At 71.3% G+C, this 25,478-nt stretch carries 25 protein-coding genes; 7 read left to right on the top strand and 18 right to left on the bottom strand.

What is annotated here, in order from left to right:
• Nucleotides 1-64 precede the first annotated feature (64 nt).
• The gene (locus E9934_RS01000; protein WP_136560966.1) at nt 65-427 is read left to right on the top strand and encodes a hypothetical protein; all 363 of its coding nucleotides are present in this window, start codon (nt 65-67) and stop codon (nt 425-427) included.
• Nucleotides 424-1,815 (top strand): hypothetical protein, encoded by a 1,392-nt coding sequence (locus E9934_RS00995; protein WP_136560965.1) that lies wholly within the window; start codon nt 424-426, stop codon nt 1,813-1,815. Before E9934_RS01000 ends, E9934_RS00995 begins: the two co-directional genes overlap by 4 nt.
• Here E9934_RS00995 and E9934_RS00990 read toward each other — a convergent pair.
• Nucleotides 1,805-3,043 (bottom strand): CpaE/TadZ family protein, encoded by a 1,239-nt coding sequence (locus E9934_RS00990; RefSeq protein ID WP_136560964.1) that lies wholly within the window; start codon nt 3,041-3,043, stop codon nt 1,805-1,807. The two genes, E9934_RS00995 and E9934_RS00990, sit on opposite strands and share 11 nt — an antisense overlap.
• 9 nt (nt 3,044-3,052) lie before the next feature.
• Nucleotides 3,053-3,751, bottom strand: a complete 699-nt coding sequence (locus E9934_RS00985) for a hypothetical protein (protein WP_136560963.1) — start codon at nt 3,749-3,751, stop codon at nt 3,053-3,055.
• 101 nt (nt 3,752-3,852) lie between these two features.
• Between E9934_RS00985 and E9934_RS00980 the strand changes: the two genes are divergently transcribed.
• Nucleotides 3,853-4,089: a helix-turn-helix domain-containing protein gene (locus tag E9934_RS00980; RefSeq protein ID WP_136560962.1), complete on the top strand. Its 237-nt coding sequence runs from the start codon at nt 3,853-3,855 to the stop codon at nt 4,087-4,089.
• Nucleotides 4,090-4,146: 57 nt separating this feature from the next.
• Here E9934_RS00980 and E9934_RS00975 read toward each other — a convergent pair whose 3' ends face one another.
• The 3 genes from E9934_RS00975 to sigE form a co-directional block, all read right to left on the bottom strand.
• The gene (locus E9934_RS00975; protein ID WP_136560961.1) at nt 4,147-5,589 is read right to left on the bottom strand and encodes a S1C family serine protease; all 1,443 of its coding nucleotides are present in this window, start codon (nt 5,587-5,589) and stop codon (nt 4,147-4,149) included.
• Between the two features lie 75 nt (nt 5,590-5,664).
• Complete coding sequence (locus E9934_RS00970) at nt 5,665-6,171, bottom strand: hypothetical protein (protein ID WP_136560960.1); 507 nt, start codon at nt 6,169-6,171, stop codon at nt 5,665-5,667.
• Complete coding sequence (gene sigE / locus E9934_RS00965; protein ID WP_136560959.1) at nt 6,168-6,794, bottom strand: RNA polymerase sigma factor SigE; 627 nt, start codon at nt 6,792-6,794, stop codon at nt 6,168-6,170. The genes E9934_RS00970 and sigE overlap by 4 nt, the downstream gene beginning before the upstream one ends.
• Nucleotides 6,795-7,034: 240 nt before the next feature.
• On the opposite strand from sigE, the gene E9934_RS00960 reads away from it, so the two are divergent.
• The gene (locus E9934_RS00960) at nt 7,035-7,694 is read left to right on the top strand and encodes an O-methyltransferase (RefSeq protein ID WP_238694677.1); all 660 of its coding nucleotides are present in this window, start codon (nt 7,035-7,037) and stop codon (nt 7,692-7,694) included.
• Nucleotides 7,695-7,703: 9 nt separating this feature from the next.
• On the opposite strand, the gene E9934_RS00955 is transcribed toward E9934_RS00960, so the two are convergent.
• The 6 genes from E9934_RS00955 to ileS all read right to left on the bottom strand — a co-directional run bounded on the left by E9934_RS00955 (nt 7,704) and on the right by ileS (nt 15,035).
• Nucleotides 7,704-9,305 carry a leucyl aminopeptidase family protein gene (locus E9934_RS00955; protein WP_238694676.1) on the bottom strand — a complete coding sequence of 534 codons (1,602 nt, stop codon included), beginning with the start codon at nt 9,303-9,305 and terminating at the stop codon, nt 7,704-7,706.
• On the bottom strand, nt 9,302-9,469 hold the full coding sequence (locus tag E9934_RS00950; RefSeq protein WP_082612288.1) for a DUF3117 domain-containing protein: 168 nt from the start codon (nt 9,467-9,469) through the stop codon (nt 9,302-9,304). The genes E9934_RS00955 and E9934_RS00950 overlap by 4 nt, the downstream gene beginning before the upstream one ends.
• Nucleotides 9,470-9,579: 110 nt before the next feature.
• Nucleotides 9,580-9,882, bottom strand: coding sequence for a DivIVA domain-containing protein (locus E9934_RS00945; protein ID WP_238694675.1), 303 nt, complete (start codon nt 9,880-9,882; stop codon nt 9,580-9,582).
• A gap of 8 nt (nt 9,883-9,890) precedes the next feature.
• The gene (locus E9934_RS00940; RefSeq protein ID WP_136560958.1) at nt 9,891-10,628 is read right to left on the bottom strand and encodes an LOG family protein; all 738 of its coding nucleotides are present in this window, start codon (nt 10,626-10,628) and stop codon (nt 9,891-9,893) included.
• On the bottom strand, nt 10,625-11,725 hold the full coding sequence (dapE, locus tag E9934_RS00935; protein WP_202977142.1) for a succinyl-diaminopimelate desuccinylase: 1,101 nt from the start codon (nt 11,723-11,725) through the stop codon (nt 10,625-10,627). The genes E9934_RS00940 and dapE overlap by 4 nt, the downstream gene beginning before the upstream one ends.
• 49 nt (nt 11,726-11,774) lie before the next feature.
• Nucleotides 11,775-15,035 carry an isoleucine--tRNA ligase gene (ileS, locus tag E9934_RS00930; protein ID WP_136560957.1) on the bottom strand — a complete coding sequence of 1,087 codons (3,261 nt, stop codon included), beginning with the start codon at nt 15,033-15,035 and terminating at the stop codon, nt 11,775-11,777.
• 283 nt (nt 15,036-15,318) lie between these two features.
• Here ileS and E9934_RS00925 point away from each other — a divergent pair, with 283 nt between their 5' ends.
• Nucleotides 15,319-16,113, top strand: a complete 795-nt coding sequence (locus tag E9934_RS00925) for an acyl-CoA thioesterase (RefSeq protein ID WP_158294880.1) — start codon at nt 15,319-15,321, stop codon at nt 16,111-16,113.
• Nucleotides 16,114-16,273: 160 nt separating this feature from the next.
• Here E9934_RS00925 and rodA read toward each other — a convergent pair whose 3' ends face one another.
• The 7 genes from rodA to E9934_RS00890 form a co-directional block, all read right to left on the bottom strand.
• Nucleotides 16,274-17,515, bottom strand: coding sequence for a rod shape-determining protein RodA (gene rodA, locus E9934_RS00920; protein WP_136560955.1), 1,242 nt, complete (start codon nt 17,513-17,515; stop codon nt 16,274-16,276).
• 9 nt (nt 17,516-17,524) lie between these two features.
• Nucleotides 17,525-19,657 carry a penicillin-binding protein 2 gene (gene mrdA / locus E9934_RS00915; RefSeq protein ID WP_136560954.1) on the bottom strand — a complete coding sequence of 711 codons (2,133 nt, stop codon included), beginning with the start codon at nt 19,655-19,657 and terminating at the stop codon, nt 17,525-17,527.
• Nucleotides 19,657-20,277, bottom strand: a complete 621-nt coding sequence (gene mreD / locus E9934_RS00910; protein ID WP_238694674.1) for a rod shape-determining protein MreD — start codon at nt 20,275-20,277, stop codon at nt 19,657-19,659. The genes mrdA and mreD overlap by 1 nt, the downstream gene beginning before the upstream one ends.
• A complete protein-coding gene (mreC, locus tag E9934_RS00905; protein ID WP_136560953.1) occupies nt 20,274-21,161 on the bottom strand; it encodes a rod shape-determining protein MreC in 888 nt (295 codons plus the stop codon). Before mreC ends, mreD begins: the two co-directional genes overlap by 4 nt.
• 7 nt (nt 21,162-21,168) lie before the next feature.
• Complete coding sequence (locus E9934_RS00900; RefSeq protein ID WP_275106599.1) at nt 21,169-22,200, bottom strand: rod shape-determining protein; 1,032 nt, start codon at nt 22,198-22,200, stop codon at nt 21,169-21,171.
• A 218-nt stretch (nt 22,201-22,418) separates the two neighbouring features.
• Nucleotides 22,419-22,826: a nucleoside-diphosphate kinase gene (gene ndk / locus E9934_RS00895; protein WP_136560952.1), complete on the bottom strand. Its 408-nt coding sequence runs from the start codon at nt 22,824-22,826 to the stop codon at nt 22,419-22,421.
• Between the two features lie 46 nt (nt 22,827-22,872).
• Entirely contained in the window at nt 22,873-23,637 is a 765-nt protein-coding gene (locus E9934_RS00890; RefSeq protein ID WP_136560951.1) for a MerR family transcriptional regulator, read from the bottom strand.
• A 187-nt stretch (nt 23,638-23,824) separates the two neighbouring features.
• On the opposite strand from E9934_RS00890, the gene E9934_RS00885 reads away from it, so the two are divergent.
• On the top strand, nt 23,825-24,625 hold the full coding sequence (locus E9934_RS00885) for an MlaE family ABC transporter permease (protein ID WP_193556849.1): 801 nt from the start codon (nt 23,825-23,827) through the stop codon (nt 24,623-24,625).
• Nucleotides 24,626-24,633: 8 nt separating this feature from the next.
• Nucleotides 24,634-25,476, top strand: a complete 843-nt coding sequence (locus E9934_RS00880; RefSeq protein ID WP_238694673.1) for an MlaE family ABC transporter permease — start codon at nt 24,634-24,636, stop codon at nt 25,474-25,476.
• The last annotated feature ends 2 nt before the right edge of the window (nt 25,477-25,478 follow it).

Below are 25,478 nucleotides of genomic sequence, written 5' to 3'. Positions count from 1 at the left end.
TCTGGCAGAGAAACGCGCGGAGGACCCATCCGGTCCACTCCCGCGAACCCGACGAGGAGGATCGATGCAACGGCTGCGCCTGACCGGCAGCGCCCTGGTGGCGACGGCACTGCTGACCATGACGACGGCCTGTGGCGAGGACACGCCCGACTCGGACGAGACGGTGGTGGTGAACATCACCGACGAGGACGGCTCCATCTCCCCCAGCGGTGACCGCGTCGAGGCGCAGCGCGGCCAGGCGATCGACATCGTCGTGACCGCCGACCGCGCCGGATCGATCCACGTGCACTCCGATCCCGAGCAGGAGTTCGCCTACGAGGCCGGCACCCAGACCTTCGCGATCGAGTTCGACCGGGCGGGGGTCATCGAGGTCGAGTCCCACGAGACCGACCCAGCCCAGATCATCGTGACGCTCGAGATCCGGTGAGCGGCACGCCCCTCGCCCACGGTCTCGGTGGCCAGAAGGACCTGCCGATCTCGTTGGAGCTCGCCATGTCCGGCGCCGTGGCGGCACTCGTCGTGTCCTTCACGGTGCTGGTTGTCGCCTGGCGGCGTCCGCGGTACGACGGCGGCGACCATCCCGGCCGTCCGGCACCGGCCCTCCTCGACCGGGTCACCGCATCCCCCACGTTCGCGATCGCCCTGCGCGTCCTCGGGATGGCGTTCGCCCTGTTCACGGCGTTCACCGCCATCGCGGGCAAGGAGTCGCTGACCAACCCGTTCTTCGGCATCTTCTTCGTCTGGTGGTGGGTCGGTCTCGTCTTCGCCTCGGCGATCCTCGGGCCGGTCTGGCGGGCGATCAGCCCGGTGCGCACCATCAACGAGCTCCTGGCCCGGATCGCCGGCAGCGACCCCGAGACCGGCCTGGTCCGCTACCCGGCGTGGCTGGGCTACTGGCCCGCGGCGCTGGGTCTCTATGCGTTCGTGTGGTTCGAGCTCGTCTACAAGTACCCCACCGAGCTCGGCTCGGTGCGGCTGTGGTGCGCGCTCTACGTCGGCGTGATGCTCGTCGGCGGCTCGATCTTCGGCAACCGCTTCTATGAGCTCGCCGACCCGTTCGAGGTGTTCTCGTCGCTGATCGCGAAGCTGTCGCCGTGGGCGCGGGCCGACGCGGCCCCCGCCACCGGGGTGTCCCTGACCAAGGACCCCACCATCGACGACGTGCCGGCCAGCCCCGGCGCCCTGCTGGTGCGCAGCCCACTGGCCAACCTCGCGACCGTCGAGCCGCGGCCGGGGCTGGTCGCCGTGGTCGCGATCCTCTTCGGGAGCACGGGCTTCGACTCCTTCCGGGAGTCGACCTGGTGGGTGAAGTACTACCAGGGCGCGAGCATGACCAAGTTCACCCTCGACAACCTCGCGCTGCCGCTGTTCTGCCTCACGGCCGGCGTGCTGTTCACCGTGGCCTGTGCGCTCACCCGCTCCAGCAGCGGGACACCTCGCTCCGAGCTGCCCCGCCGCTACGCCCACTCGATCCTGCCCATCGTGCTCGGCTACTTCGTGGCGCACTACCTGACGCTCTTCCTCGACATGGGCACGCTGACGCTGGCCCGGATCAGCGATCCGCTCGGCAAGGGCTGGGACCTGTTCGGCACGGCTGCCGTCGAGCCGAGCTACTGGTTCTCCTACAACCCCTCGGTGCTGGCCACCGTCAAGGTGCTCGCAGTCGTCATCGGGCACGTGGTGGCCGCCGTCGCCGCGCACGACCGCGCGCTGACGCTGCTCCCGGAGCGGGACCAGATCACCGGTCAGCTGCCGCTGCTCGTCGTCATGGTCGGCTTCACCGCCGGCGGGCTCTACCTGCTGTTCAGCGCCTAGACGGAGCCGGCGGGCTCGGCGCGACCATCGCGTCCAGCAGGGCACCGATCGCACGGCTGAGCGCGGATTCACCCGTCTCGACGAGCAGCCGCCCGGAGACCAGGGCACGGTCCACGGCCGGCTGGTCGTCGGGCAGGAAGTGCACCGACCGGACGGCGCCGAAGCCGGCGAGCATCGCCACCACGTCCGGCTCGCGCCAGCCCAGGGTCGGCCGCATCCGGTTGACGACGACCCGCAGCGGCGGATCCGGGCGGAACTCGTGGAGCTCCGTGACGGCCCGCGCCAGTCGGGCCAGGCCGACGGGGTCGGCTCCCCCGACCAGCAGCACCTCGTCCGCGACCTCGACCGCCTCGCGGGTCAGGTCGTTGCGCCCGGGACGCCCGACATCGGCACCGGCATCGCCCTCGAGACTGAATCCGGTGTCGAGGACGACCTGACCCTGTGACCGCGCCGCCTCGACCAGCTCCGTCAACACCCCCGGTCGCAGCTCGACCCACCGGTCCGGCCGAGGCAGGCCCGTCAACACCCGCAGGCGGTCCGAGAGCCGGCGCTGCGTGGTGGCGAACCGCTCCTCCAGCGTGCCGGAGGCGACCAGGCGCGCCGCCGCCAGCAGGCCCGACACCTCGTCGAGGACACCGAGCTGCTGAGCGACCGCGCCGCCGTGCGGATCGGCGTCGACGAGCAGCGTGCCCAGTCCCCGGCGCGCGAGCTCCCCGGCCAGGCCGGTGGCGAGCGTCGTACGGCCCGGCGCTCCGGCGGCGCCCCAGACCGCCAACACCCGACCACCGCCCTCGCCCGGCGACGCCACCGTCGGGTCGGCTGCGGACGGCAGACGGGGCACTGCACCGGCGCCCGGAGGGCCCCCACCCGGCTGCGTCGGGTCCGCGGGCAGGTCGGCGACGAGCGCGCCGAGACCGCCGACCTGGTCGGCGTCGACGAGGGTGACCAGCCCGACCCGCCCGGCACGAGCACGGGTCTGCTCGGGATCGGTGGTGACGCCCACCGGTCGGACCCCGTGGGCGAGGAGCTGGTCGACGACCGAGCGGTCCAGACCCGTCAGGTCGGCGCCGACGACGGCGACATCGGCCTGCCCGGTGCTGGCGCTGGCGCGGAGGTCGGCGAGGTCCACGCACCGCTTGAGGACGACGACCCCGGGGTGTGCGGCGAGCGAGGCGAGCGCGGCCGGCTCCCATGCGGCGCCGGTCGAGACGAGGAGCGTGACGATCATCGGCCGGCCTCAGGCGCGCTGGAGGATCCGGATGACCGGATCGTCGAGGGACGCGAGAAGCTGCTCGAACGCGGCAGCTCGCTCGTCGTCGACCACCACGACCAGCTGGCGGGCGCCGGTCACCGCGAACGTGTCGTCGTAGGACGGCGCCGCGACGACGGTCACCTCGCTCAGCGCCGGCCCGGTCACCGGGGTGTCCGCGATGCCGGCCGCGCCGTCGGCGCGTGGCTCCCCCGTCGCCGCCGCGTCGCTGACCCAGACGTCCACCACCGAGCCCGCATCGACGGCGGGCGGCACCCGGTTGGGGTCCACCTCCAGCGGCACCTGGAGCGTGGGGCCGGCGTCGGCCGGACCGACCGCCGAGCGGGCGAGCAGCTCGCCGGCGCCGACGGCGCGGGTCAGCACCAGGCCCGAGGGCACCGGCTCGTCCGCCGGGAAGTAGCGGTCCAGCGATGCCGCGTCCGCGAAACGGACCCGCTCGACCATCAGGTCGGCAGGCTCGACCGTCGATCCCGCGCCGCGGTCGTCACCCAGCGACCACACGGCGACGGTGTCGTCGGCCGCGGCCAGCACCCGCGCGCCGAGGACGATGGAGCCGGCGACGAGCAGCAGCCCGAGCCACAACCTGGGGTCACGCCATCCCGGTCGGACCACCCTCGTGGCCGGCGGGACGGACGCGCCCGGAGAAATCCCGAGATCTCTGGACACCCGCTCATCATGCAGGGCCACGCGGGCGGCGTCACCCGGGCATCCACAGGATGGCGGGGTACCGGGCGACTTCCGTGCACCCGAGGTGCGACGATGATCCCATGGCCGGCACTCCGCGGTTCCTCACCCTCGCCGACGTCGCCGAGGTGCTCAACACCTCCAGCGCGCAGGTCTATGCGCTCGTGCGACGGGGTGAGCTGCCGGCGATCAAGATCGGCGGCCGCGGTCAGTGGCGCGTCGAGGGCAGTCGGCTCGAGGACTACATCGCCGAGCAGTACCGCCAGGCGGAGCAGTACGTCGCCGAGCACCCCTTCGAGGACTCCGACGCCTCGACGTGAGGCATCGGCTGCCGGCCCGGCCCGTCCTGGTGGCCCGTCCTGGTGGCCCCGCCTGGCTCAGCCTTCCTCGCCGTCGAGGGTGATCTCGACCGTCATCTCGTCCTCGCCGCGCTCGACCGTGAACTCGATCGTCTGACCCGGCTGGTAGACGCGGATCGCGACGATCAGCGCGATGCCGCCATCGACCCGGACTCCATTGACCTGGGTGATCAGGTCGCCGGCGCGGAGACCGGCGTCCTGCGCCGGGCTGCCGGCGACGATCTCCTCGAGCTCCGCGCCGTCGCCGCCGACGGTTTCGCCGGTCTGCACCTGCGCGCCGATCACGGGGTACTGCGCCTTGCCGGTCTTGAGGATCTGGTCGGCGGTCACCCGCACCTGCTCGACCGGGATCGCGAACCCGACGCCGATGTTGCCCGCCTCGGAGTCGATCGAGCCGCCTCCGGCCGTGGCGATCGCGGAGTTCACGCCGACGACCTCGCCCTGCATGTTGAGCAGCGGGCCGCCCGAGTTGCCCGGGTTGATGGCGGCGTCGGTCTGCACCGCGTTGATGTAGGACGCGGCGTCACTCGAGGAGCCCGTGGAGACCGGGCGCTGCAGGAAGCTGACGATGCCCGAGGTCACGGTGTCATTGAGTCCGAGCGGCGAGCCGATGGCGACGACCGGCTCACCGACCCTCAGCTTCGCCGACCGGCCGAGCGTGGCGGCGGTGAAGCTGTCGTGGTCCTCGACATAGAGGATCGCGAGGTCGTAGACGGGGCTGCGACCGATGACGGTCGCGTCATAGCGATTGCGGTCGTGGTCGATCACGACGATCGGCCCATCGTCCTTGGCGGCCTCGGCGACCACGTGGTTGTTGGTGACGATGTGGCCGTCGTTGTCCATGACCCACCCCGAGCCGGTGGCACCCGTCGCCTCGCCGCCGTATTCGGCGACGATCTGCACGGTGCTCGGCAGCACTGCCTGGGCCACCGCGGCCACCGATCCCGGCTCCTCGAGCGGGGGCAGCTCCTCGAGGTCGACCCCGGCCAGCCCACCCGCGGTGTAGCCGACACCGTCCGGGGTGTCGTCGTCGATCACCTTGTCGTAGACGAGCGCGCCGAGCAGTCCGCCACCCAGGCCGACGAGGAGGGCGAGGGCCGCCACCAGCGGCCACATCCAGCCCGCCGGACCTGTCCCGCGGGGGCGTCGGACCGTGAGGTCGTGAGCGGACGGGGGCACGGCGCCCGGCGCCGCGACCGGCGGCAGCAGCGACGGAGCGAACAACTCGTCGGCGAGCGGACGCGTGGGCTCGGGCTGCGCCCGGCCGGTGCCCGGCGCGGGCGGCGCCCACGGCGAGCCGTCGGCCGCCGTACCGTCGGCCGGCGAGTCCTCAGCCGGCTGCTCCGGCTGCTCCGGCTGCTCCGGCTGCTCGGCGACCGGCTCCGGCGCGGGCTCGCTGGGGGCCCCGGCCAGTGGCGGGGTGTCGGCGGGCTCGGGGCCGGGTTCCTGCGCGTCGTTCACCGGCCCATCATCCCCGATCGTCCCAACCGGCGCGGCAGGACCTAGCCCGGGACCCACCTCGGCGCAGCAGAGCGGTCAGGGCAGCATCCGGCGCAGGGGCGTGCGCACGACGCTGGACTGGCCGACCACGTTCGTGGCGAGGGTCCCGGCGACGCTCGTGCGCGACGGCGACGGCACCGAGGTGTTGACCTGGGTGGCCGGCGGCCGCCGCTCGGCCGGCGCCGAGCCCGGCGCGAGGCCGAGCGCGAGCACACCGAGCATCGCCGCACCCACGGCGCCTCCACCGATCAGCACGACACCGGTGTGTCGGCGACCGTGGTGCCCGCACTCGGACGACACCGCGAGGCCGTCGCCGGGCGGCATGCTCAGCAGGGACCCCTTGAGGCCGGACGGCGCGCCGCCGCAGGCAGTGTTGTCGGGGCCGGCGAGGCCGGCGAGCCGGGTTTTGACCCAGCCCTCCCTCTCGACGAGGTCACGGCAGGGATGGCAGGCATAGACGTGCGCCCAGGCCTCCTCTGCCTCGCGGGCAGCGAGCTGGCCGTCGAGGAGAGCGCTGACACGGTTGCCGAGGTGACCGATCACGGGCGCCCCGCGCTCAGGGAGTACGACGCCGGGCCGGCGTAGCGCGTGCGGCCGGCCGTCGGCGCCCGATGGGCCAGGGCAGCGCGCAGCATCGACCGTCCGCGGTGGATGCGCGAGCGGACCGTGCCGAGCTTGGCGTCGAGGATCTGCGCGATCTCCTCGTAGCTCAGGCCCTCGATGTCGCAGAGCACGACGGCCGCGCGGAAGTCGGGCGGCAGGGCAGCGAGCGCGGCCTCGACATCGTCGTCGAAGGTGCCGTCGCTGTAGGCGGTGTCGGGTGCGGCGGTCGGGCTCGCCAGCCGAGCCGCGCGCTCGTCGGAGAGTGCGTCGAAGCGGATCCGCTGCTTGCGGCGGGCCTGGTCGAGGAAGAGGTTGGTCGTGATGCGGTGCAGCCAGCCCTCGAAGGTCCCGGGCGTGTAGGTGTGCAGCGATCGGAAGACCCGGACGAAGACCTCCTGGGTGAGGTCCTCGGCGTCGTGGCGGTTGCCCGTCAGGCGCAGGGCGAGGCGGTAGACCCGGTCGGAGTGCTGATCGACGATCTCCTCCCAGCTGGGAAGGGCGGGCGCGTCGGCGCTCACCGACGCGTCCCGACGATCCGTCCGGGTATCGACGGGCTCCTTCATGGTGGCCTTCTTCCGCTGGGTCCACGCCACGGTCTCGTGGGCTCCTCTCACGCTAGGGGCGGGTCCTGAACGTTCCCTGTGAACTTGCCAACGATCGGCAACGAGCTCGTGTTCCCGGCTCCGCCTCGATGCACCGACTTCCCGCTGCCGCGCGCCACCCGATGGAGCGTCGGCGCGACAATTCGGTGGATCGAGGCTCGGCTCCGCTGCGACGAGGCGGCTGAGCCGTAGGGTGAGCCCGTGGCTCCGACACCGATCAATGCGACCAGCTGGACCTTCGCCGACACCTGGGTGGCCGAGGACGAGGTCCTGGCGGCCGCACGCGCCAGGTCCGCGGAGGTCGGCGTGACGCCGATCGGCGGCGGCACCGGCGCCACGCTGCGCTTCCTGACCGCCGTCCTCGAAGCCCGCGCGGTCGTCGAGATCGGGACCGGCACGGGCGTGTCCGGGGTCTGGATGCTGCGGGGCATGCGTCCCGACGGCGTCCTGACCACCGTCGACATCGAGGCCGAGCACCAGCGGCTGGCCCGCGAGTCCTTCAAGGAGGCGGGCATCGCCTCGCAGCGGGTCCGCACGATCGCGGGCTCTGCGCTCGACGTACTCCCCCGGTTGACCGACGGCCACTACGACCTGGTCTTCGTCGACGGCGACAAGCGGGAGTACGGCGCCTACCTCGCCGAGGCGCTCCGCCTGCTCCGCCCCGGCGGCGTGGTCGCCTTCGACAACGCGCTGTGGCACGACCGGGTCGCCGACCCCGCCCAGCGTGACGAGCAGACCGTCGCCATCCGCGACCTGGTCCACCAGGTCGGGGTCACCGAGGGGCTCGTGCCGACGCTGCTCCCGGTCGGCGACGGCCTCCTGGTCGCCAAGAAGGAATGGGTGCCCGAGTCCGGCGAGTGACGCCGCGCCTCAGTCGCTGACGCCCGCCAGCGGCTCGGGCGTCCCGAGCCAGGTGAGCAGCAGGCGCGCACCGAAACCGGACGGTCCGACCGTCCACTCGTGCCACTCCTTCTCGACGTCGCCGACCGAAGCGATGTCGAGATGTGCCCACGGCACGTCCCCGACGAACGGCTTGAGGAACAGCGCAGCGGTGATCGATCCCGGTCCCCCGGGATCGTTGCTGGCGTCGGCGACCTTCGAGGCGAGCTTGTCCTCGTAGGCGGCGTGGAGCGGGAAGCGCCACAGCGGCTCGCCGGCGCGCGTTCCGGCGGCGTCGAGCGCGGCGGCCAAGGCGTCGTCGGTGGCGAACAGGCCGCCGACCTGCTGGCCGAGGGCGACCTTGACGGCGCCGGTGAGCGTGGCGACGTCGACGATCACGGCCGGGTCGTGCTCGGCGGCGGCATAGGCCAGGGCGTCGGCGAGGACCAGTCGGCCCTCGGCGTCGGTGTTGCCCACCTCCGTGGTGCGTCCGCCCCAGTGCCGGATGACGTCGCCGGGACGCAGGGCGCTGCCGGAGATCGCGTTCTCGGCGGCGGGCACGAGGCCGACGACCCGCACCGGGCAGTCGACGTCGGCCAGCGCGGCCATGGTCGCGAGGACCACGCCCCCGCCGGTCATGTCGCGCTTCATCGACCCCATCGATGCGGCTGGCTTGATGGAGAGGCCACCCGAGTCGAAGGTGATGCCCTTGCCGACGAGGACCACGACGGGGAGCTTGCGCGCGGCGCGGGCCGCGATGCCCCGGGGCGTGTAGGTGAGCTGGATCAGACGGGGCGGCGTGGCCGAGGCCGCGCCGACCGCGAGGATGCCGCCGAAGCCCTCCCGGGCCAGTTGCGACTCGTCCCAGATCTTCACGTCGAGACCGGCGGCGGAGGCGATCTCCTCGGCCTGGGACGCCAGCCAGGCGGGGTTCTTGAGGTTGGACGGCACCGAGGCCAGCAGCCGGGAGCGCCAACCGGCGCCACCGAGGGCGACCGAGCGCTCCAACGCCGCGCGGTCGGCGACGAGGCCGGGCGCGGCGATGACGACGCGGCGCACCGGCTGGTGGGGCGGGCCCTGCGAGCGCCAGTGGAACACGAACCCACCGAGCATGACGCCGGCGACGAACGCCTCGATCGCCTCACTCTCGTCCACGACGTCCTGGTCGTCGACCGCGAGTGCGGGGATCGAGGTGGCGACGGCCTCGCGGTCGCGGGTCGCGCGGGCCAGCGCGGCGCCGGCCCGGCGCAGGTCGATCGGCCGGGCGGCACCGACCCCGACGAGCACCACGAGCCGCAGGCCGGGGTTGGTCGTCGTACCGTCCGGGACGGGGAGGGTCGCGACATCGCCGACCTTGCCGGTCAGGCCATGGAGCTCCGCGACGGCGACCAGGTCGACGGCGAGGTCGTCGGAGAGCTCGGCGGCTCCTGGTCCGAGCAGGACCGTCCCGTCACCACCGTCGTCGGCCGGCAGCACCGGCACGGCGACGACGTCGACGCCCGTGATTGCACCCGGCAGCAGGTCGCTCACCGCGAACTGCGGTGGCGAGACCTGGGCCGGAAGCACCGGCGCGGCGATCGTGGGTGGGGTCACCCGACCACGTTCTTGAGCGCTTCGCCCAGTGCGGAAGCCTCCTCGGCGTTGAGCTCGACCACGAGCCGGCCGCCGCCCTCGAGCGGGACGCGCATCACGATGCCGCGACCCTCCTTGGTCACCTCGAGCGGACCGTCGCCGGTCCGAGGCTTCATCGCCGCCATGCGGCACCCCTCTTCCACTTGCCTGTGCGAGTTTGTCGTGCGCCCGGTGCGCGCGACTGTGCGCTGTGACCATTATCGCCCATGCGGCTCAAGCCGCGCAGCCACCGGGGTCAGGTCGGCGGCGCGTCGTCCTGTTCATCACGGCCCGAGAGCCCGAGGCCGACCCGGGACGACCGCTCCATCTCGGCGGCCAGTCGGGCCAGCAGAGCGTCGACCTCCGCCATCCGGTAGCCCCGCAACGCCAGCGGGAACCGGACCCGGCGCAGGTCGTCGGCGCCGATTGGGCGGTCCCCGGGCACGAGGGCGTCCGGCCGGTCGTCGTAGGCCGGCTCCATCGGCTGGCCGTAGCCGGCGGCGAGCATCGCGACGCCGCCCATCGCCGCGACGACCAGGAGGGCGAAGATCCACATCATCGGGTGGCTCATGACTCTCGGGCGGACCGGTCGCGGGCCTCGACCATCAGCGCGACGGCCTCGTCGACGTCGTCGGTCAGGGTCAGCATGTCGATGTCGGACTGCTTGATGCGGGCGTCCTCCAGCATCGAGCCCTGCATCCAGTCGAGCAGGCCGCTCCAGTGCTCGACCCCCATCAGCACGATGGGGAACTGCGTGATCTTGAGGGTCTGGGAGAGCGTCATCGCCTCGAACAGCTCGTCCAGCGTGCCGAGGCCTCCGGGGAGGACGACGTAGCCCTGGGAGTACTTCACGAACATCGTCTTGCGGACGAAGAAGTAGCGGAAGTTGAGACCGAAGGTGACGTAGTCGTTGAGGCGGGCCTCCCAGGGCAGCTCGATGCCGAGGCCGATCGACTCGCCGCCAGCCTCCATCGCACCCTTGTTGGCCGCCTCCATGGCGCCGGGACCGCCGCCGGTGATGACGGCGAAGCCGGCGTCGACCAGACCCTTCCCCAGCCGGACGCCCATCTCATAGGCCGGGTGGGCGGGGCCGATCCTGGCTGAGCCGAAGACGGAGATGGCGGGACCGACCTCGGCCAGGTCGTTGAAGCCCTCGACGAACTCGGCCTGGATCTTCAGCACCCGCCACGGGTCGGTGTGGACCCATCCCCCGTCGCCGCGGCTGTCGAGCAGCCTCTGGTCGGTGGTCGATCCCTCCGGGCGGCCCGCACTGGGACGCGGCCCCGGGCCGGTGCGCTTGGTCATCGGTGCTCCTCGCTCTGGGCCGGTGACGTCAGCCACCGGCGCAACTGCTGCTCACAGCGCAGGATCTGCGCCGTCTCGACGTGCTCGTCGTGCTTGTGAGCAAAGATCGGGTCGCCCGGCCCGTAGTTGACCGCCGGCACGCCGAGGACGGTGAAACGTGCGACGTCCGTCCACCCGAATTTCGGGTTCACGTCACCTCCGACGGCCGCCACGAACGCCGCTGCCGCCGGCCGGTCGAGGCCGGGCAGCGCGCCCGGCGCGGAGTCGGTCACGGTGATCGCGAAGCCGTCGAAGAAATCCTCCACGAAGGCCAGCGCCTCTGCCTCGGAGCGGTCGGGGGCGAACCGGAAGTTCACCGTCACCACGCACTCGTCGGGGATCACGTTGCCGGCGATCCCGCCGGCGATGCCGACCGCGTTGAGTCCCTCGTGGTATTCGAGGCCGTCGATGACGGGTCGGCGGGCCTCGTAGGCGGCCAGTCGGTTGAGGACCTCGGCGGCGCCGTGGATCGCGTTGACCCCCCGCCAGCTGCGTGCCGAGTGCGCCCGCTCGCCGACCGTGCGCACCTCGACCCGCAGCGTGCCCTGGCAGCCGGCCTCGACGCCGGCGTTCGACGGCTCCATCAGGATCGCGAAGTCCGCCTCCAGCAGCTCGGGGTCGGACTCCCCCAGCAGGCGCAGCCCGTTGTGGAGCGACTCGATCTCCTCGCCCTCGTAGAGCACGTAGGTGACGTCGTGGACCGGCTCGGCGACGGTGGCAGCCAGCTTGAGGATGACCGCGTCGCCACCCTTCATGTCGCAGGTGCCCAGACCGTGCAGCACGCCCGCCTCCTCGTCGAGGCGGCTCGGCAGGTTGTCGTTGACCGGGACCGTGTCCAGATGCCCGGCGATCACCACGCGGGAGCCCCGACCCAGGTCCGTCCGGGCGACGAGCGTGTGCCCGCGTCGTACGACGGACAGGTGGGGCAACGCCCGCAGCGCGGCCTCCACCGCGTCGGCGATCTCCTGCTCGTTGCGGCTCACCGACTCGATGTCGACCAGCTGGCGCGTCAGCGTGACGACATCGGCGGACAGGTCGATCTCGCGCGTCGGGCTCACCCTCCTAGTCAATCAGGCGGGAGCGCTCGCCCGACGCCGGACTCGACGGTCAGGCCCGCTCGAGGGCCAACGTCGCCGTCTCGCCGTCGCCGACCTGGACCGGAGTGCCGCCGGGCGACCCCGCCTCCGTCACGTCGTACGACGTCGCGAGGGTCTCGCCCGCGATCAGCGCCTCGTGGGCGCGCGCGGCCGCGAGCACCGCCGGCGAGCCGCTGATCGTGAGCTCGATCCGGTCGGTGACGTCGAGTCCCGAGTCGCGGCGCAGCTGCTGGACCGCGCGGACCAGGTCGCGGGCGACGCCCTCCTCGGCCAGCTCGGCGGTGACCACGGTGTCGAGGACGAGGAAGCCGCCGCCGGGCAGCATCGCCGTGGCCGCTCCGTCGGCGGCCTCCCCGACGTGGGTCTCGAGGCCGTACTCGCCCTCGACCAACGCCAGACCACCAGCGGTCACGGTGCCGTCCTCCGCAACGGACCAGTCGCCGGACTTGGATCCCTTGATCGCGAGCTGCACGTCCTTGCCGAGCCGCGGGCCGGCGGCGCGGGCGTTGACGGTGAGCTTCTGCTCGACGCCGTAGCCGCGAGCCTCCTCGGAGTCGGCCGCGAGGAAGCGCACCGACTTCACGTTGACCTCGTCGGCGATGATCGCCGCGAAGGGCTGGAGGGCTGCCGGGTCGTCCACGACGACGGTGAGCCCGGCGAGCGGCAGGCGGTTGCGCAGGCGGGCGGCCTTGCGCAGGGCCGACGTACTGGAGCAGACCTCGCGGACCTGGTCCATCGCGGCGACCAGGGAGTCGTCCGCGGGCAGCGTCGTCGCGTCGGGCCAGTCGGCCAGGTGGACCGAGCGGCCGCCCGTCAGGCCGCGCCAGATCTCCTCGGTGACCAGCGGCAGCAGCGGCGACACGGCCCGGCACACGACGTCCAGGACAGCGGCCAGTGTCTCGAACGCCTCCGGCTTGCCCTCCCAGAAACGCTCCCGCGACCGACGGACGTACCAGTTGGTCAACACGTCGATGAACGTCCGCGTCGTCTCGCAGGCGTCGGCGATGGCGTAGGCGTCGAGCTCGGCGGTCAGCTGCTCGACGTACTGCCGCGTCTTGGCGAGCAGGTAGCGGTCGAGCGGGTCGTCGCTTCCGAGCGACTCGGCGCGGCCGACACTCGCCTCGTACTGCTCGGCGTTGGCATAGAGCGCGAAGAAGTACCAGGTGTTCCAGAGCGGGATCATCACCTGGCGCACGGCATCGCGGATGCCCTGCTCGGTGACGACGAGGTTGCCGCCGCGAAGGATCGGGCTCGCCATCAGGAACCAGCGCATGGCGTCGGCGCCGTCGCGGTCGAAGACCTCGGAGACGTCGGGGTAGTTGCGCAGCGACTTCGACATCTTGTTGCCGTCGGAGCCGAGAACGATGCCGTGGCTGATGCACGACGAGAAGGCCGGCTTGTCGAACAGCGCCGTCGCGAGGATGTGGAGGGTGTAGAACCAGCCGCGGGTCTGGCCGATGTACTCCACGATGAAGTCGGCCGGGAAGTGCTGCTCGAACCACTCGGCGTTCTCGAACGGGTAGTGCACCTGCCCGAACGACATCGAGCCCGAGTCGAACCAGACGTCGAGGACGTCGGTGACGCGGCGCATCGTCGACTGGCCCTGCTCGGGCGTGCGCGGGTCGTCCGGGTTGGGCCGGGTCAGGTCGTCGACCCAGGGCCGGTGCAGGTCCGGCTCACCAGCCGCGTTGCGGGGCAGACGGCCGAAGTCACGCTCGATCTCCGCGAACGAGCCGTAGACGTCGAGGCGCGGGTAGGCCGGGTCGTCCGACTTCCAGACCGGGACGGGACTGCCCCAGAACCGGTTGCGGGTGATCGACCAGTCGCGGGCGTTCTCCAGCCACTTGCCGAACTGGCCGTCCTTGATGTGCTCGGGCGTCCAGCGGATGTCCTGGTTGAGCTCCATCATCCGCTGCTTGAAGGCAGTCACCTCGACGAACCACGACGAGACGCCCTTGTAGATCAGGGGCTCGCGGCAGCGCCAGCAGTGCGGGTAGGAGTGGTCGTAGGTCTCACGGCGCAGCAGCACGGTGCCGGGGGTGACGGCGCCTGCCGCCTCGCCCTGCTCACCGCGGGTCGCGGCCTTGAGGTGGTCGATGATGTGGAGGTTGGCGTCGAAGACCAGCATCCCGGCGTAGTCCTCGACCGGATGCGTGAAGCGGCCATCCTTGCCCACGGGCATGACCGGCTCGATGCCCTCGCGGTCGGTGACCTCCTTGTCGACCTCACCGAAGGCGCCGGCGCTGTGGACCAGGCCGGTGCCGTCGGTGGTCGTGACGGCCTCGTCGGCGGCCACCACGCGAAAGGCGTTCTCGTGATCGGCGAAGTAGGAGAACGGCGGCGCGTAGGTCAGGCCGAGGAGGTCCTCGCCCTTGCCACGCCAGGTGATCGTGGGCTCGTCCCCCAGCTCGCGGGAGTACGACGCCAGGCGGGCCTGCGCGAGCAGGACGCTCGTCCCGTCGTGATCGACGGCCACGTAGTCGATGTCGGAACCCACCATCACGGCGAGGTTGCTCGGCAGGGTCCACGGCGTGGTGGTCCAGATCAGCAGCCTGGTGCCCTGCAGCTCGCCGGGCGTGGTGATCTTGAAGCCCACGGTGACCGCCGGGTCCTGGCGCATCTTGTAGACGTCGTCGTCCATCCGCAGCTCGTGGTTGGACAGCGGCGTCTCGTCGTTCCAGCAGTAGGGCAGGACGCGGAAGCCCTCATAGACCAGGCCCTTGTCGTGCAGGCCCTTGAAGGCCCACAGCACCGACTCCATGAACTCGGGGTTCATGGTCCTGTAGTCGTTGTCGAAGTCGACCCAGCGAGCCTGGCGGGTGACGTAGTCACGCCACTCGCCGGTGTACTTGAGCACCGACGCGCGGCAGGCGTCGTTGAACTTGTCGATGCCCATCTCGACGATCTCGTCGGTGGTCTTGATGCCGTTGAGCCGCATCGCCTCGAGCTCGGCGGGCAGGCCGTGGGTGTCCCAGCCGAAGCGGCGCTCGACGCGCTTGCCGCGCATCGTCTGGTAGCGCGGCACGATGTCCTTGACGTAGCCGGTCAGCAGGTGGCCGTAGTGCGGGAGCCCGTTGGCGAACGGCGGGCCGTCGTAGAAGACGAACTCGTTCTCGCCGTTGGCGCCGGCGTCGCGCTGCTCGACCGACGCGCGGAAGGTGTCGTCCTCGGCCCAGTAGGCGAGGATCCGCTCCTCGATCTCGGGAAAGCGCGGCGAGCTCGGGACGGCGTGGCCGTCGGCGGAGTCGGTGGTGACCTTCGGATAGGTCATGGCGGGGCGTCTCCTGCGGGTCGGGATCGTCGTCTGCGGCTCTGCCACAGGGACGGTCGTCAGGACCGCGGTACCACCCTGCTTGCCCCACCCTGACTGCTGGCGGGACCCCTCGTTCACGGCTGTGACGGGCCTACCCGCCGGGTTCTAGTGACCTGGGCCGAGGCTCAGGCGTTCTTCCCGGTGCTCGCCGCTGATGACGGCTCGAACGCTGTGGGGCCAGCCTACGGCGCCCGCCCGCACCCCCGCCAATCGGAAAAGCATGCCGCGGGACAATGGCGCGGTGACCTTCCTCCTCGACAGCGCCGTCGCCTCCGAGCGCCGCGGCGACGGCCGGTTCGACGTCCAGCTCACGGCCGACTGGAACACCGCCAACGGCACGCCCAACGGGGGCTACATCCTCGCGCTCCTGCAGGACGCGGTGATGGCGGAGTCGAAGCACCCGGACGCGCTGACCATCGCCGTGACCTACTTCCGCCCGGCGCTGCCCGGCGCTGCCACGGTCACGGTGCGCGAGGTCCGCGCCGGGCGCCGCGTGTCGACGTACGACGCCGTCCTGGTGCAGGGGGACAGGGAGATCGCGCACGCCGTGGTCAGCACCCACGACTGGGACGCGACGGGCACGGTCGAGCACACGCCGCACGCCGCACCGGACGTGCCGGCACCCGACGACTGCACCGACGTGAGCGACCTGATCCCGCTGGGCATGGTCCCGATCCTCGACCGCTACGCCTACCGCTCCCCCACCGTCCCGGGCTGGCTGAGCGGCCAGCCCTCGGGGGTCACCGAGTCCCTGTGTTGGATCCGGGCCGCCGACGAGCGCCCTGTCGACGCGCTACTGGCCGGCGCCATGGTCGACGCCTTCCCGCCCGTCACCGCGGAGATCGGCCACCTGGCGTCGGCGACGATCCAGCTGACCGTGCACTACCGCCGCCGACCCTCGACCGTGTGGGCGCTGGGTCACGTCGTGTCGCGCCACGTCATCGCGGGCTATCACGACGAGGACGTGGAGCTCTGGGACGAGAGCGGCCAGCTCATCGCCCAGGGCCGCCAGCTGGCCATCCTCGCCAACGGCTGACGCTCCGTAGGTGGTCGAGGAGGCCCGCGAGGAACGAGCGGGGCGTCACGAGACCCCTGTGGTGACCTCCGCAAGGTCCGCACCGGCATCTCGTGACGCTCGCTGGCGCTCGCTCCTCGATGACCAGGAGGCGGGCGCCCGCTCCTCGATGACCGGTCTGCTAGCCGCGGACGAGCACCCTTTGCTGCGGCGTCATCCGCGACGCCGGTGCCGAGAGGGTGCGCAGGTGGATGTTCTGCAGCAGCCCGATGGCGAGCATGCCGGCGAACATCGACGAGCCGCCGTAGGAGACGAAGGGCAGCGGGACGCCGGTGACCGGCATGATGCCCAGGCACATGCCGATGTTCTGGAAGGCCTGGAAGCCGAACCAACAGGCGATGCCGGCCGCCGCGATGCGGCCGAAGACGTCGTCGGTCCTGGTGGCGATGCGCAGCGCCCGCCACAGCACGATGCCCAGCAGCGTGACGATGAGGGCGGCACCGACGAGCCCGAGCTCCTCGCCGGCGACGGTGAAGACGAAGTCGGTGTGCTGCTCGGGGACGAAGCCGGACTGGGTCTGCGAGCCGCCGAAGAGACCCTGGCCGAACAGGCCTCCGTTGCCGACGGCGATGCGCGCCTGCTCGACGTTGTAGCCGGCGCCGCGCGGGTCGAGGTCGGGGTTGGTGAAGGCGAGGAAACGGTCGATCTGGTAGTCCTCGAGGAAGCCGCTGACCACCGCGAAGGCCGCGACTGCGACACCCGATCCGGCCAGGACGGCCAGCCAGGCGCGATGGGCGCCCGACGCTGCGACCACACCGAAGACGGTGGCCGTCAGCACCAGCATGGTCCCGAGGTCGGGCTGGGTGAGGATCAGCGTCGCCGGGACGCCAGCCACCACCAGCATCAGCAGCACGTCGACGGTGCCGACCCGGTCGCGCCACCGGCCCTCGCTGCGCTCGGCGACGACGAGCGCCATGCCGACCACGACCGCCAGCTTCGCCAACTCGGAGGGCTGGAAGGACATCCCGCCGATGATCAGCCACGAACGCGAGCCGTTGATGGTCGAGCCCATGACCAGCACGAGCACCAGTCCCGCGACGGCGGCCACGTAGGCGACCGGGGCGAGGATGCGCACCCACCGGTGGTCGGTGACGGCGACCAGGACCATCAGTCCCACGCCGATGGCGACGTTGACGGTCTGCTTGAGGAGGAAGGCGCGGGTGTCGCCGCCAGTGAGGTCGTCGCGCTCCAGCGTGGCCGACCAGACCAGCACGCAGCCGATCAGTGAGAGCGCCACGACGGCGGCGAGCAGGACACGGTCGAGGTCACTCCACCGGGGCAGGGTCACCCGCCGGGACGCGGTCGTCCGACGGGTGGCCGGTCGGGCGGCACTCGCGCGGGTCGACTGGATGCGGTTGCTCATCGAGTCACCTCAGTCCTTGTCCCGGGCCGGCGGCAGGATCGAGCCGTCCTCGCCGAAGATCGGCAGGGACGCGGGCGGCGTGACGCCGGGGATCGCGGCGTCGGCCGGGTCGACCTGCTCGCCGTCGACGCCATAGAGCGCCTCCCAGATCGCGCGGATGCCCTCGCCCGTCGAGCCGGAGCCGGTGCCGCCCTGGCTGATCATCATCACCACGACGTAGTCCTCGGTGTAGGAAGCGACCCACCCCGTCGACTGCTTGCCGTAGACCTCAGCGGATCCGGTCTTGGCCCGGATCTTCACCTGGTCGATCGGGAAGCCGCCGAGCTTCCACGCCATCGTGCCCCGGGTCGAGACGCCCTGGAGGGCCTGGTCGACGTAGTCCAGGACGGACTTCGGGATGCCGAGGTCGCGCTCCTTCTGCGGCTCGATCTCGCGGATCACCTCGCCGTCGGGCGAGACGATGGCCTTGCCGACGCGTGGCTGCCACAGCGTGCCGCCGTTGGCGATCGCGGCGTAGCCGCGGGCCAGCTGGAGCGGGGTGACGATGGTGTCGCCCTGGCCGATGGAGAAGTTGACGGCGTCGGGGAGCTTGTACTTCCAGCCCTCCACGCAGAACTCGCCGGCGAACTTGTAGACGAAGTCGGAGGTCTTCTCGTCCTGCGGGGCGTCCGCGAGGTCGCAGTAGTAGTCCTTCATGGACTCGTAGTAGTCCCGCTTCCAGTGGCGGTCGGCGACGCGGCCGGACGCCTCCCCGGGGAGGTCGATGCCGGTCTGCTCACCGAAACCGAAGTTCTCCGCCTCCTCGACCAGCGGGTCCTTCGCGTCGACGTCGTCGGGGTCGGAGCCCAGCGTCTGCCAGAAGTGCATGCCGACCTGGTAGAAGAACGTGTTGCAGGAGACCTCGAGGGCCCGCGCGAAGTCGATCGACCCGTAGGCACCCGACTCGTGGTTGTGGAAGGGGCGGTTGCCGACCTGCACGGCCGACGGGCAGCCGAGGATCGTGTCCGGTGAGTAGCCGTTGGTCAGGGCCCCCACCGTCATGAACGGCTTCCACGTCGAGCCGGGCGCGAACTGGCCCTGGAACGAGCGCGCCAGGAGCGGCGTGCCCGCCGCCTCGGAGTAGAGGCGCGTCAGCTGCTGGTCGGTGATGCCGCCGACCCACACGGACGGGTCGTACGTCGGCTGGCTGGCCATCGCGACGATCCGGCCGGTGCTCGCCTCCATCACCACGGCGGCGCCCGAGTCGGCCTCGAAGTTGCGGCCCGTCACCGGGTCGCGGGTGGCGCGCTGGGTCTGGATCATCTTCGCCAGCTGCGCCTCGACGACACCCTGCACCTGCGCGTCGATCGATGTCACAAGCGTGTCGCCGGGCTGGGCCTCGAGGTCGGAGACATCGTCGCGGACCCGGCCCTTGGAGTCGACCGCGACCTGCTGGTAGCCGGGCTGCCCGCGCAGCCACTGGTCGTACTCCTTCTCGACGCCGGCCCGACCGACGACCGAGGCCCCGTTGACCGAGCTGTCGCCGCTCAGCTCGGCGGCGTCGAGCTCCTCGGAGGTGATCGGGCTGAGGTAGCCGAGCACGTGGGCGGCGTTGATGCCGTAGGGGGCGGGATACTGCCGCACGGTCTGGCGCTCGGCGACCACGCCGGGGAAGTCCTCGGGCTGCTCGAGGATCCGCAGGGCGGCGGCCTCGCCGACGTCCTGCGCGACGGGCACCGGTTGATAGGGCGACCCGTTCCAGCACGTGCCGGCGACCGCGCCCTCGTCGCCACACAGCAGCAGGCGGGCCTCGATCCTCCGCGGGCGCATGTCGATGGCGCGACCGGTGCGGCGCAGCAGCTCGACGCGGTCCTCGTCCGACATGCGGCCGAGCAGGGTGCGGTCGAGGGACACGACCCAGGTCAGGCGGTTGGTCACCAACGGGCGACCCATGGCGTCGACGATCAGGCCGCGCTGCGGCTGGACGACGATCTCGCGCACGGACTGCGAGGCCGCCTGACCCTGGTATTCCTCCCCGGAGATCACCTGGAGGTAGTAGAGGCGGGCGCCCAGGGTCGCGAGCAGCGAGAAGACCAGGGTCTGGATGACGATCAGCCGCAGGCGGCTGCGGTGCGAGGCGCCCTGTGCCGTCGATGCGGCCATCAGGAGCGCGCCAGCGTTCGACGACTGGTCCGCGTGGTCCCGGCGAGCGTGCGCTCGGAGCGTTGGCGACCGGCGGGCCGGCTGAGCAGCGCGAGGACGACGGGGACCACGACGAGCGCAGCGACGACGTCCATCACCAGTGCCGCCAGGACGACGGGCAACAGGTCGGCGACACTCGCGGCGGAGTCGCCGAGCACGAGGCCGGACAGCGCGAAGACGGTGGTGCCGATGAATGATCCTCCGGCAGCGGCGGCGACGACGAGCGGCAGAGGCGGGCGTCGTACGACGTCCTCATCGGGGCGGCCGACCTCCGCGACGTGGTCGTGGGCGAGCCGGCCGATGACGTAGCCGACGATCATCAGGGCCAGGGCGCCGCGTCCGGCGACGTGGTCGGCCGGCGGCGCGAGATCGGTCAGGACGCCGGCGAAGAAGCCGGTCAGCGTGGCGTAGCGGGTGTCGGTGACGAGGGCGACGGCCACGACCACGAGCAGCACCAGGTCGGGGACGACCCCGAGCCCCCCGATGCGCCACGCGAAGTGCGGCAGCACGGTGACCTGGAGGAGCAGTGCGACGACGAGGGCGATCGTGACGGAGAGCAGGCGCATGGTGCGGTGGGTCATCGCAGGCTCCCGTCCGCCTCGATGACGGGACCGGGACTGCCGGACGGCACGACGACCGCGACGTAGTCCAGGGCGGTGAAGTCCACGGCGGGGTGGATCTCGGCGCGGTAGGTCGTCTCGCGCAGGGACTCGTAGACTTTGGCGACCTTGCCGATCGGCACGCCCGCGACGTAGGGCGCACCGCCCTCGCTCCCCCACGTGACGACGGTCTGGCCGACCTTGGGGACGACGTTGCGATCCGTGAGCTCGAGCTCGAGCCGGTCGTCCTCGCCCAACGTGCCATGGCCGCTGACGAAGCCGAGCTCGGAGTTGTCGCCGATCCGGCCGCCGATCTTGGAGGTGGAGTCGACGGCCAGCAGCACCGTCGCGGTCCGGCTGGTGACCGAGGTGACCCGGCCGACCAGGCCCTCGGAGGCCACGACGGTCATGTCCGGGTGGAGGCCGGCGTCGGACCCGGCGTCGATGGTGATCGTGCTGGAGAAGTTCTGCGCGCTGCCGATCGCGATCACCCGCGCCACCCGCAGGGCGTAGCCGAGGTCCCCGGCCAGGGTCTTGAGCCCGTCGAGCTGCGCGGCGCGCCCCTCGTCGTAGCCGGCCTTGTCGAGCTGGTTGCGCAGGGCGTCGTTCTCCGCCTGGAGGTCGCGGACGTCTTGGCGCAGACCGTCGTTGCTGCGGAAGGCGTCGGGCAGTCCGGCCACCGGTCGCACGACCGTGGCGGCAGCGTTCTGGAGCGGGCCGACGGTCTCACCGACGACCTTCCTGACCTCGGCCACCGGCGAGTCGTCGCCCCCGGTGGTGTCGAGGACCATCAGCGCGGCGCACGCCAGGACCAGCGCCACGACCAGGGAGCGGGACAGGTTGGGCGGGCGGGGATCGATGGCCATGGCGCGCTCAGAACCGCCGCGGGTTGGTGACCAGCACCTGCTGGAGGGCTTCGAACTCCTCGACACACCGCCCGGCGCCCATGGCGACGGAGACCAGCGGGTCCTCCGCGACGTGGACGGGCATGCCGGTCTCGTGGCGGATGCGCTCGTCGAGTCCGCGCAGCAGCGCTCCGCCTCCGGTGAGCACGATGCCGCGGTCCATGATGTCGCCGGCGAGCTCCGGTGGGGTCTGGTCGAGGGTGACCCGCACGGCGTCGACGATGGCGTGCAGCGGCTCCTCCAGGGCCTGGCGGACCTCGGCGCTGGTGACGGCGACGGTGCGGGGCAGCCCGGTGACCATGTCGCGGCCGCGGATCTCGCCCTCGGGCTCGGCGGGGCGGGGGAAGGCCGACCCGAGGGTCATCTTGACGTCCTCGGCCGTGCGCTCGCCGAGCATGACGCCGTGCTCCTTCTTCATCCACGCGATGATCGCGGCGTCGAGGTCGTCGCCGGCCGTGCGGACCGAGAGGGAGGTGACGATGCCGCCGAGAGAGATGACGGCGACCTCGGTCGTGCCGCCGCCGACGTCGACGATCATGTTGCCGGTCGCCTCGTGCACCGGCAGCCCGGCACCGATCGCGGCGGCCATCGGCTCCTCGATGACATAGACCCGCCGGGCGCCGGCCTGGTAGCCGGCCTCCTTCACGGCCCGCTGCTCGACCGGCGTGACCGAGCTCGGGACGCAGATGACCATGCGGGGCTTGGCGAAGTAGCGGCGGCGGTGCACACGGGCGATGAACTGCCGCAGCATCTGCTCGGTCGCCTCGAAGTCGGCGATGACGCCGTCACGCAGCGGGCGGAGAGCCGTGATGCTGTCCGGCGTGCGGCCGAGCATCTGCTTGGCCTGGTGGCCGACCGCGATGACCTCGCCGGTCGCGTCGTTGATCGCCACGACGCTGGGTTCGTCCAGCAGCACCCCGCGGCGGCGGACATAGACCAGCGTGTTGGCGGTGCCGAGATCGACGGCCATGTCACGGCCGATGATGGAGTTCGCCCTCACGCTTCCTCACCCAGGCATCTGTGCGCATTGGGGGAAGCCGGCGAACCGGGGCGGCCGCCGGGCGCACGGGGACGGCGACCTCCGGTTGCGAGACTAGGTAAGGGAGGGCGCTCAGTAGCGCAGACACGCCCGAGACGCGTGTGATGGGTGTGACGGTTGTGACAGGCAGGGCCGCGGAGTCAGCGCGGACTCAGCGGGGCGACGGCGTCAGCCTCGGGTCACAGGGCGGGAAACCACAGCGCGATCTCGCGCGCGGCCGACTCCGGCGAGTCGGAGCCGTGCACGAGGTTCTCGCGGTTGGACAGCGAGAGGTCGCCGCGGATCGTGCCGGGCGCGGCCTTGCGGCCGTCGGTGGCGCCGTTGATAGCACGGACGACCTCGATCGCCTCGTCGCCCTCGAGCACCAGTGCCACGAGCGGCCCGCTGGTCACGAAGTCACGCAGGGGCGGGTAGAAGTCGCGCTCCACGTGCTCGGCGTAGTGGGCGTCAGCCTGCGCGGCGTCGATGAGGCGGTGCTCCATGGCCACCAGGCGCAGTCCCTTGGCCTCGAAGCGGGCCAGCACGTTGCCGACCAGGCCCCGGCGGACGGCGTCGGGCTTGAGCAGGACGAGGGTGCGTTGGGTCACGGCCCGACCCTACCGGTGCCGCGCCTCACGGCCTGTCCAGACCCGTTCAGACCCGGTTGAGCGAACTGGCGATCAGGTTGTTGGCCGAGCGCTGGAAGCCACGCACGATCGCCTCGAGGGTCAGCTGTCGCAGCGTCGAGATCGTCGTCTCGAGGTGCTCGGCATCGTCGCGCGAGGTCTTCTGCTCGTGTCGCCACGGCTCGATGACCTCGTGGTGCAGGACGTCGGTGAGCTCCTTGGCGAGCGCCGACATGTGCCGGTTGATCGCGACCCCGGCCAACCGCATGCCATTGGTCGGGATGTCGAGCTGCAGCAACTGGGTGGCGACGTCGAAGCCGTGGATGGGCAGGAAGCGCTCGCGACCCTGGTCGTCGGTCACGCGGCGGAGCAGCCCGAAGTCCTCGATCAGCCCCACCTCCTCGGCGGTGAGCTTGCGACCCGCATAGGCGTCCAGTTGCTTGCGCGTCAGCTCCTTGGGCTCCTCGACGGTCCAGGACGTGAGCATGGCCCGCTGGACCGCGAGCTCCTCCACGCCAGCGTCCTCCGGGAGGGAGGCGAGGTACTTCTCGATCGCCTGCAGCGTGAAGCCGTGGTCCTGCAGCGCGCGGATCATCTGCAGGCGCGCGAGGTGACCCTCGTCGTACCACGCCATCCGGCCACGGCGCGCCGGCGGCGGCAGCAGCCCGAGGCTGGCGTAGTAGCGCGTCGTCCGGACGGTCAGACCGGCCGCGGCGGCGAGCTCGTCGACCGTGCGCAGCGCGGCGCCGCCGTCGGCACCGTCGGCTGCCTCGAGGTCAACTGCTGCGCTCATGACTGTCACAGTACGACTGTCACATGCTCTGTGCAACCGCCGCGGTGGTCCCGATTCCCGCCGTAACTGACGCTGTGACATCTCGTTGAGCGATACGGCTTGACGTGAGTCACACGACCCACCACAGTACGTGTGTGACAGTTCCACTGTCATTCTCAACCTCGTCCCGCAGACATCAGGAGCGCCCATGGCATCGAGCAGCCTCGTGCCGGCCCTGAAGCGTCCCGTCAGCGAGACCCTCGCGATGCTGCAGTTCGCGCGCACCGTCCTCGCCGCGTTGGTCAGGTCGATCAGCGCCCGCCGCTTCCCGCTCAACGAGACCGTCGTGCAGACCTGGTACGCGATCCGCGTCTGCACCCTGCCGGCCCTGGCCGTGTCGATCCCGTTCGGCATCATCCTCGCGCTGCAGGTCGGCGTGCTGGCCCAGGAGGTCGGCGCCGTCGCCTTCACGGGAGCCGGCAACACACTGGCCGTCGTGCGGCAGGCCTCACCGATCATCACCGCGTTGATGCTCGCCGGCGTCGCCGGCTCGGCCATCTGCGCGGACCTCGGGTCGCGGAAGATCCGCGAGGAGATCGACGCCATGGAGGTCATGGGACTGTCGGTGCTCGAGCGTCTCGTCGTGCCCCGCACCATCGCGATCATCGTGGTCTCGGTCTGCCTCAACGGCATCGTCATGTTCTTCACGATCATGACCACGCTGTCGATCAGCGTCGTCCTGCAGGACCTGCCGCCCGGCAGCTACCTCGCCTCGGTCACCACCCTGGCGCAGCTCTCGGACCTGTGGCTATCGCTCGCCAAGGCCGCGGTGTTCGCGATCATCTGCGCGATGGTCGCGTCCTACAAGGGGCTCAACGTGGCCATGGGCCCCACGGGCGTCGGTGAGGCCGTGACGAGCTCGGTGGTCACGAACTTCATCCTCCTGTTCGCCGCCAACTTCGTGATCTCCCAGGTGCACACGACCTTCGCCGGAGGGCCGATCGGATGAGTCATCCCGTGAGCGCCGTGAGCAGTGCGCCGGCCGCGATCGTCGACAAGGCAGTTGTGAAGCCCTGGGCGGGGGTGGGCCTCCAGCTCGTCCTGGCGTGGCGGGCCGTCGCCGGCATCCCGATCGCGGTCACCCGCTACCGCGGCGAGATCGCCCGCATCCTCGCGGACGTGACCCTCGGCTCCGGCATCTTCCTCGTCGGCGGTGGCGTCGTGGGCGTGGTCCTGCTGTTGTCGACGTTGACCGGCACCGAGGTCGGGCTCGAGGGCTACCAGGGCCTCGACGTCATCGGCCTGGCTCCCCTCACCGGCTTCATCTCCGGCTACGCCAACACCCGCGAGCTCGCGCCCATGGTCGCCGCCCTGGGCTTCGCGGCCCGCATCGGCTGCGGCTACACCTCACGCATCGGAGCGATGCGCATCAGCGAGGAGATCGACGCACTCGAGGCGATGGCCATCCGGCCGATCCCCTACATGATCTCGACCAGGCTCATCGCGTCGTGGATCATCGTGCTGCCGCTCTTCCTCATCGGCCTGGTCGGCACCTACATCGCCACCGACTTCATGGTCACGACGTTCTACGGGCAGTCGGCCGGCACCTACGACCACTACTTCCGGACGTTCGTCGCTCCGATCGACGTCTTCTACTCAGCCATCAAGGTCGTCGTGCTGACGACCGTGGTGACCCTCATCCACTGCTACTACGGCTTCACCGCCAGCGGTGGGCCCGAAGGCGTCGGCCGCGCCACGGGCAGCGCTATCCGGGCCAGCATCATCTCGCTGACGATCGTCGACATCATCCTGACCCTCATCCTCTGGGGCGCCGACGCCCAGGTCCAGATCTCCGGGTGAGT

The sequence above is a fragment of the Nocardioides caeni genome (genome assembly GCF_004912195.1).
GTDB classification, from domain to species: Bacteria; Actinomycetota; Actinomycetes; order Propionibacteriales; family Nocardioidaceae; genus Nocardioides; species Nocardioides caeni.
The sequence above is the reverse complement of the archived record's forward strand: the minus strand, read 5'-3'. Positions and strand labels throughout refer to the sequence as shown.

Bases quoted from the DNA above. Each gene is read 5' to 3' on its own strand.
- mreD (WP_238694674.1), bottom strand. From the start codon at position 20,277: ATGACCCACCGCACCATGCGCCTGCTCTCCGTCACGATCGCCCTCGTC.
- E9934_RS00950 (WP_082612288.1), bottom strand. From the start codon at position 9,469: ATGGCGGCGATGAAGCCTCGGACCGGCGACGGTCCGCTCGAGGTGACC.
- E9934_RS00885 (WP_193556849.1), top strand. From the start codon at position 23,825: ATGGCATCGAGCAGCCTCGTGCCGGCCCTGAAGCGTCCCGTCAGCGAG.
- mrdA (WP_136560954.1), bottom strand. From the start codon at position 19,657: ATGGCCGCATCGACGGCACAGGGCGCCTCGCACCGCAGCCGCCTGCGG.
- mreC (WP_136560953.1), bottom strand. From the start codon at position 21,161: ATGGCCATCGATCCCCGCCCGCCCAACCTGTCCCGCTCCCTGGTCGTG.
- E9934_RS00990 (WP_136560964.1), bottom strand. From the start codon at position 3,043: ATGATCGTCACGCTCCTCGTCTCGACCGGCGCCGCATGGGAGCCGGCC.
- sigE (WP_136560959.1), bottom strand. From the start codon at position 6,794: ATGAAGGAGCCCGTCGATACCCGGACGGATCGTCGGGACGCGTCGGTG.
- E9934_RS00945 (WP_238694675.1), bottom strand. From the start codon at position 9,882: ATGATGTGGATCTTCGCCCTCCTGGTCGTCGCGGCGATGGGCGGCGTC.
- E9934_RS00940 (WP_136560958.1), bottom strand. From the start codon at position 10,628: ATGACCAAGCGCACCGGCCCGGGGCCGCGTCCCAGTGCGGGCCGCCCG.
- rodA (WP_136560955.1), bottom strand. From the start codon at position 17,515: ATGAGCAACCGCATCCAGTCGACCCGCGCGAGTGCCGCCCGACCGGCC.
- E9934_RS01000 (WP_136560966.1), top strand. From the start codon at position 65: ATGCAACGGCTGCGCCTGACCGGCAGCGCCCTGGTGGCGACGGCACTG.
- ileS (WP_136560957.1), bottom strand. From the start codon at position 15,035: ATGACCTATCCGAAGGTCACCACCGACTCCGCCGACGGCCACGCCGTC.
- E9934_RS00980 (WP_136560962.1), top strand. From the start codon at position 3,853: ATGGCCGGCACTCCGCGGTTCCTCACCCTCGCCGACGTCGCCGAGGTG.
- E9934_RS00890 (WP_136560951.1), bottom strand. From the start codon at position 23,637: ATGAGCGCAGCAGTTGACCTCGAGGCAGCCGACGGTGCCGACGGCGGC.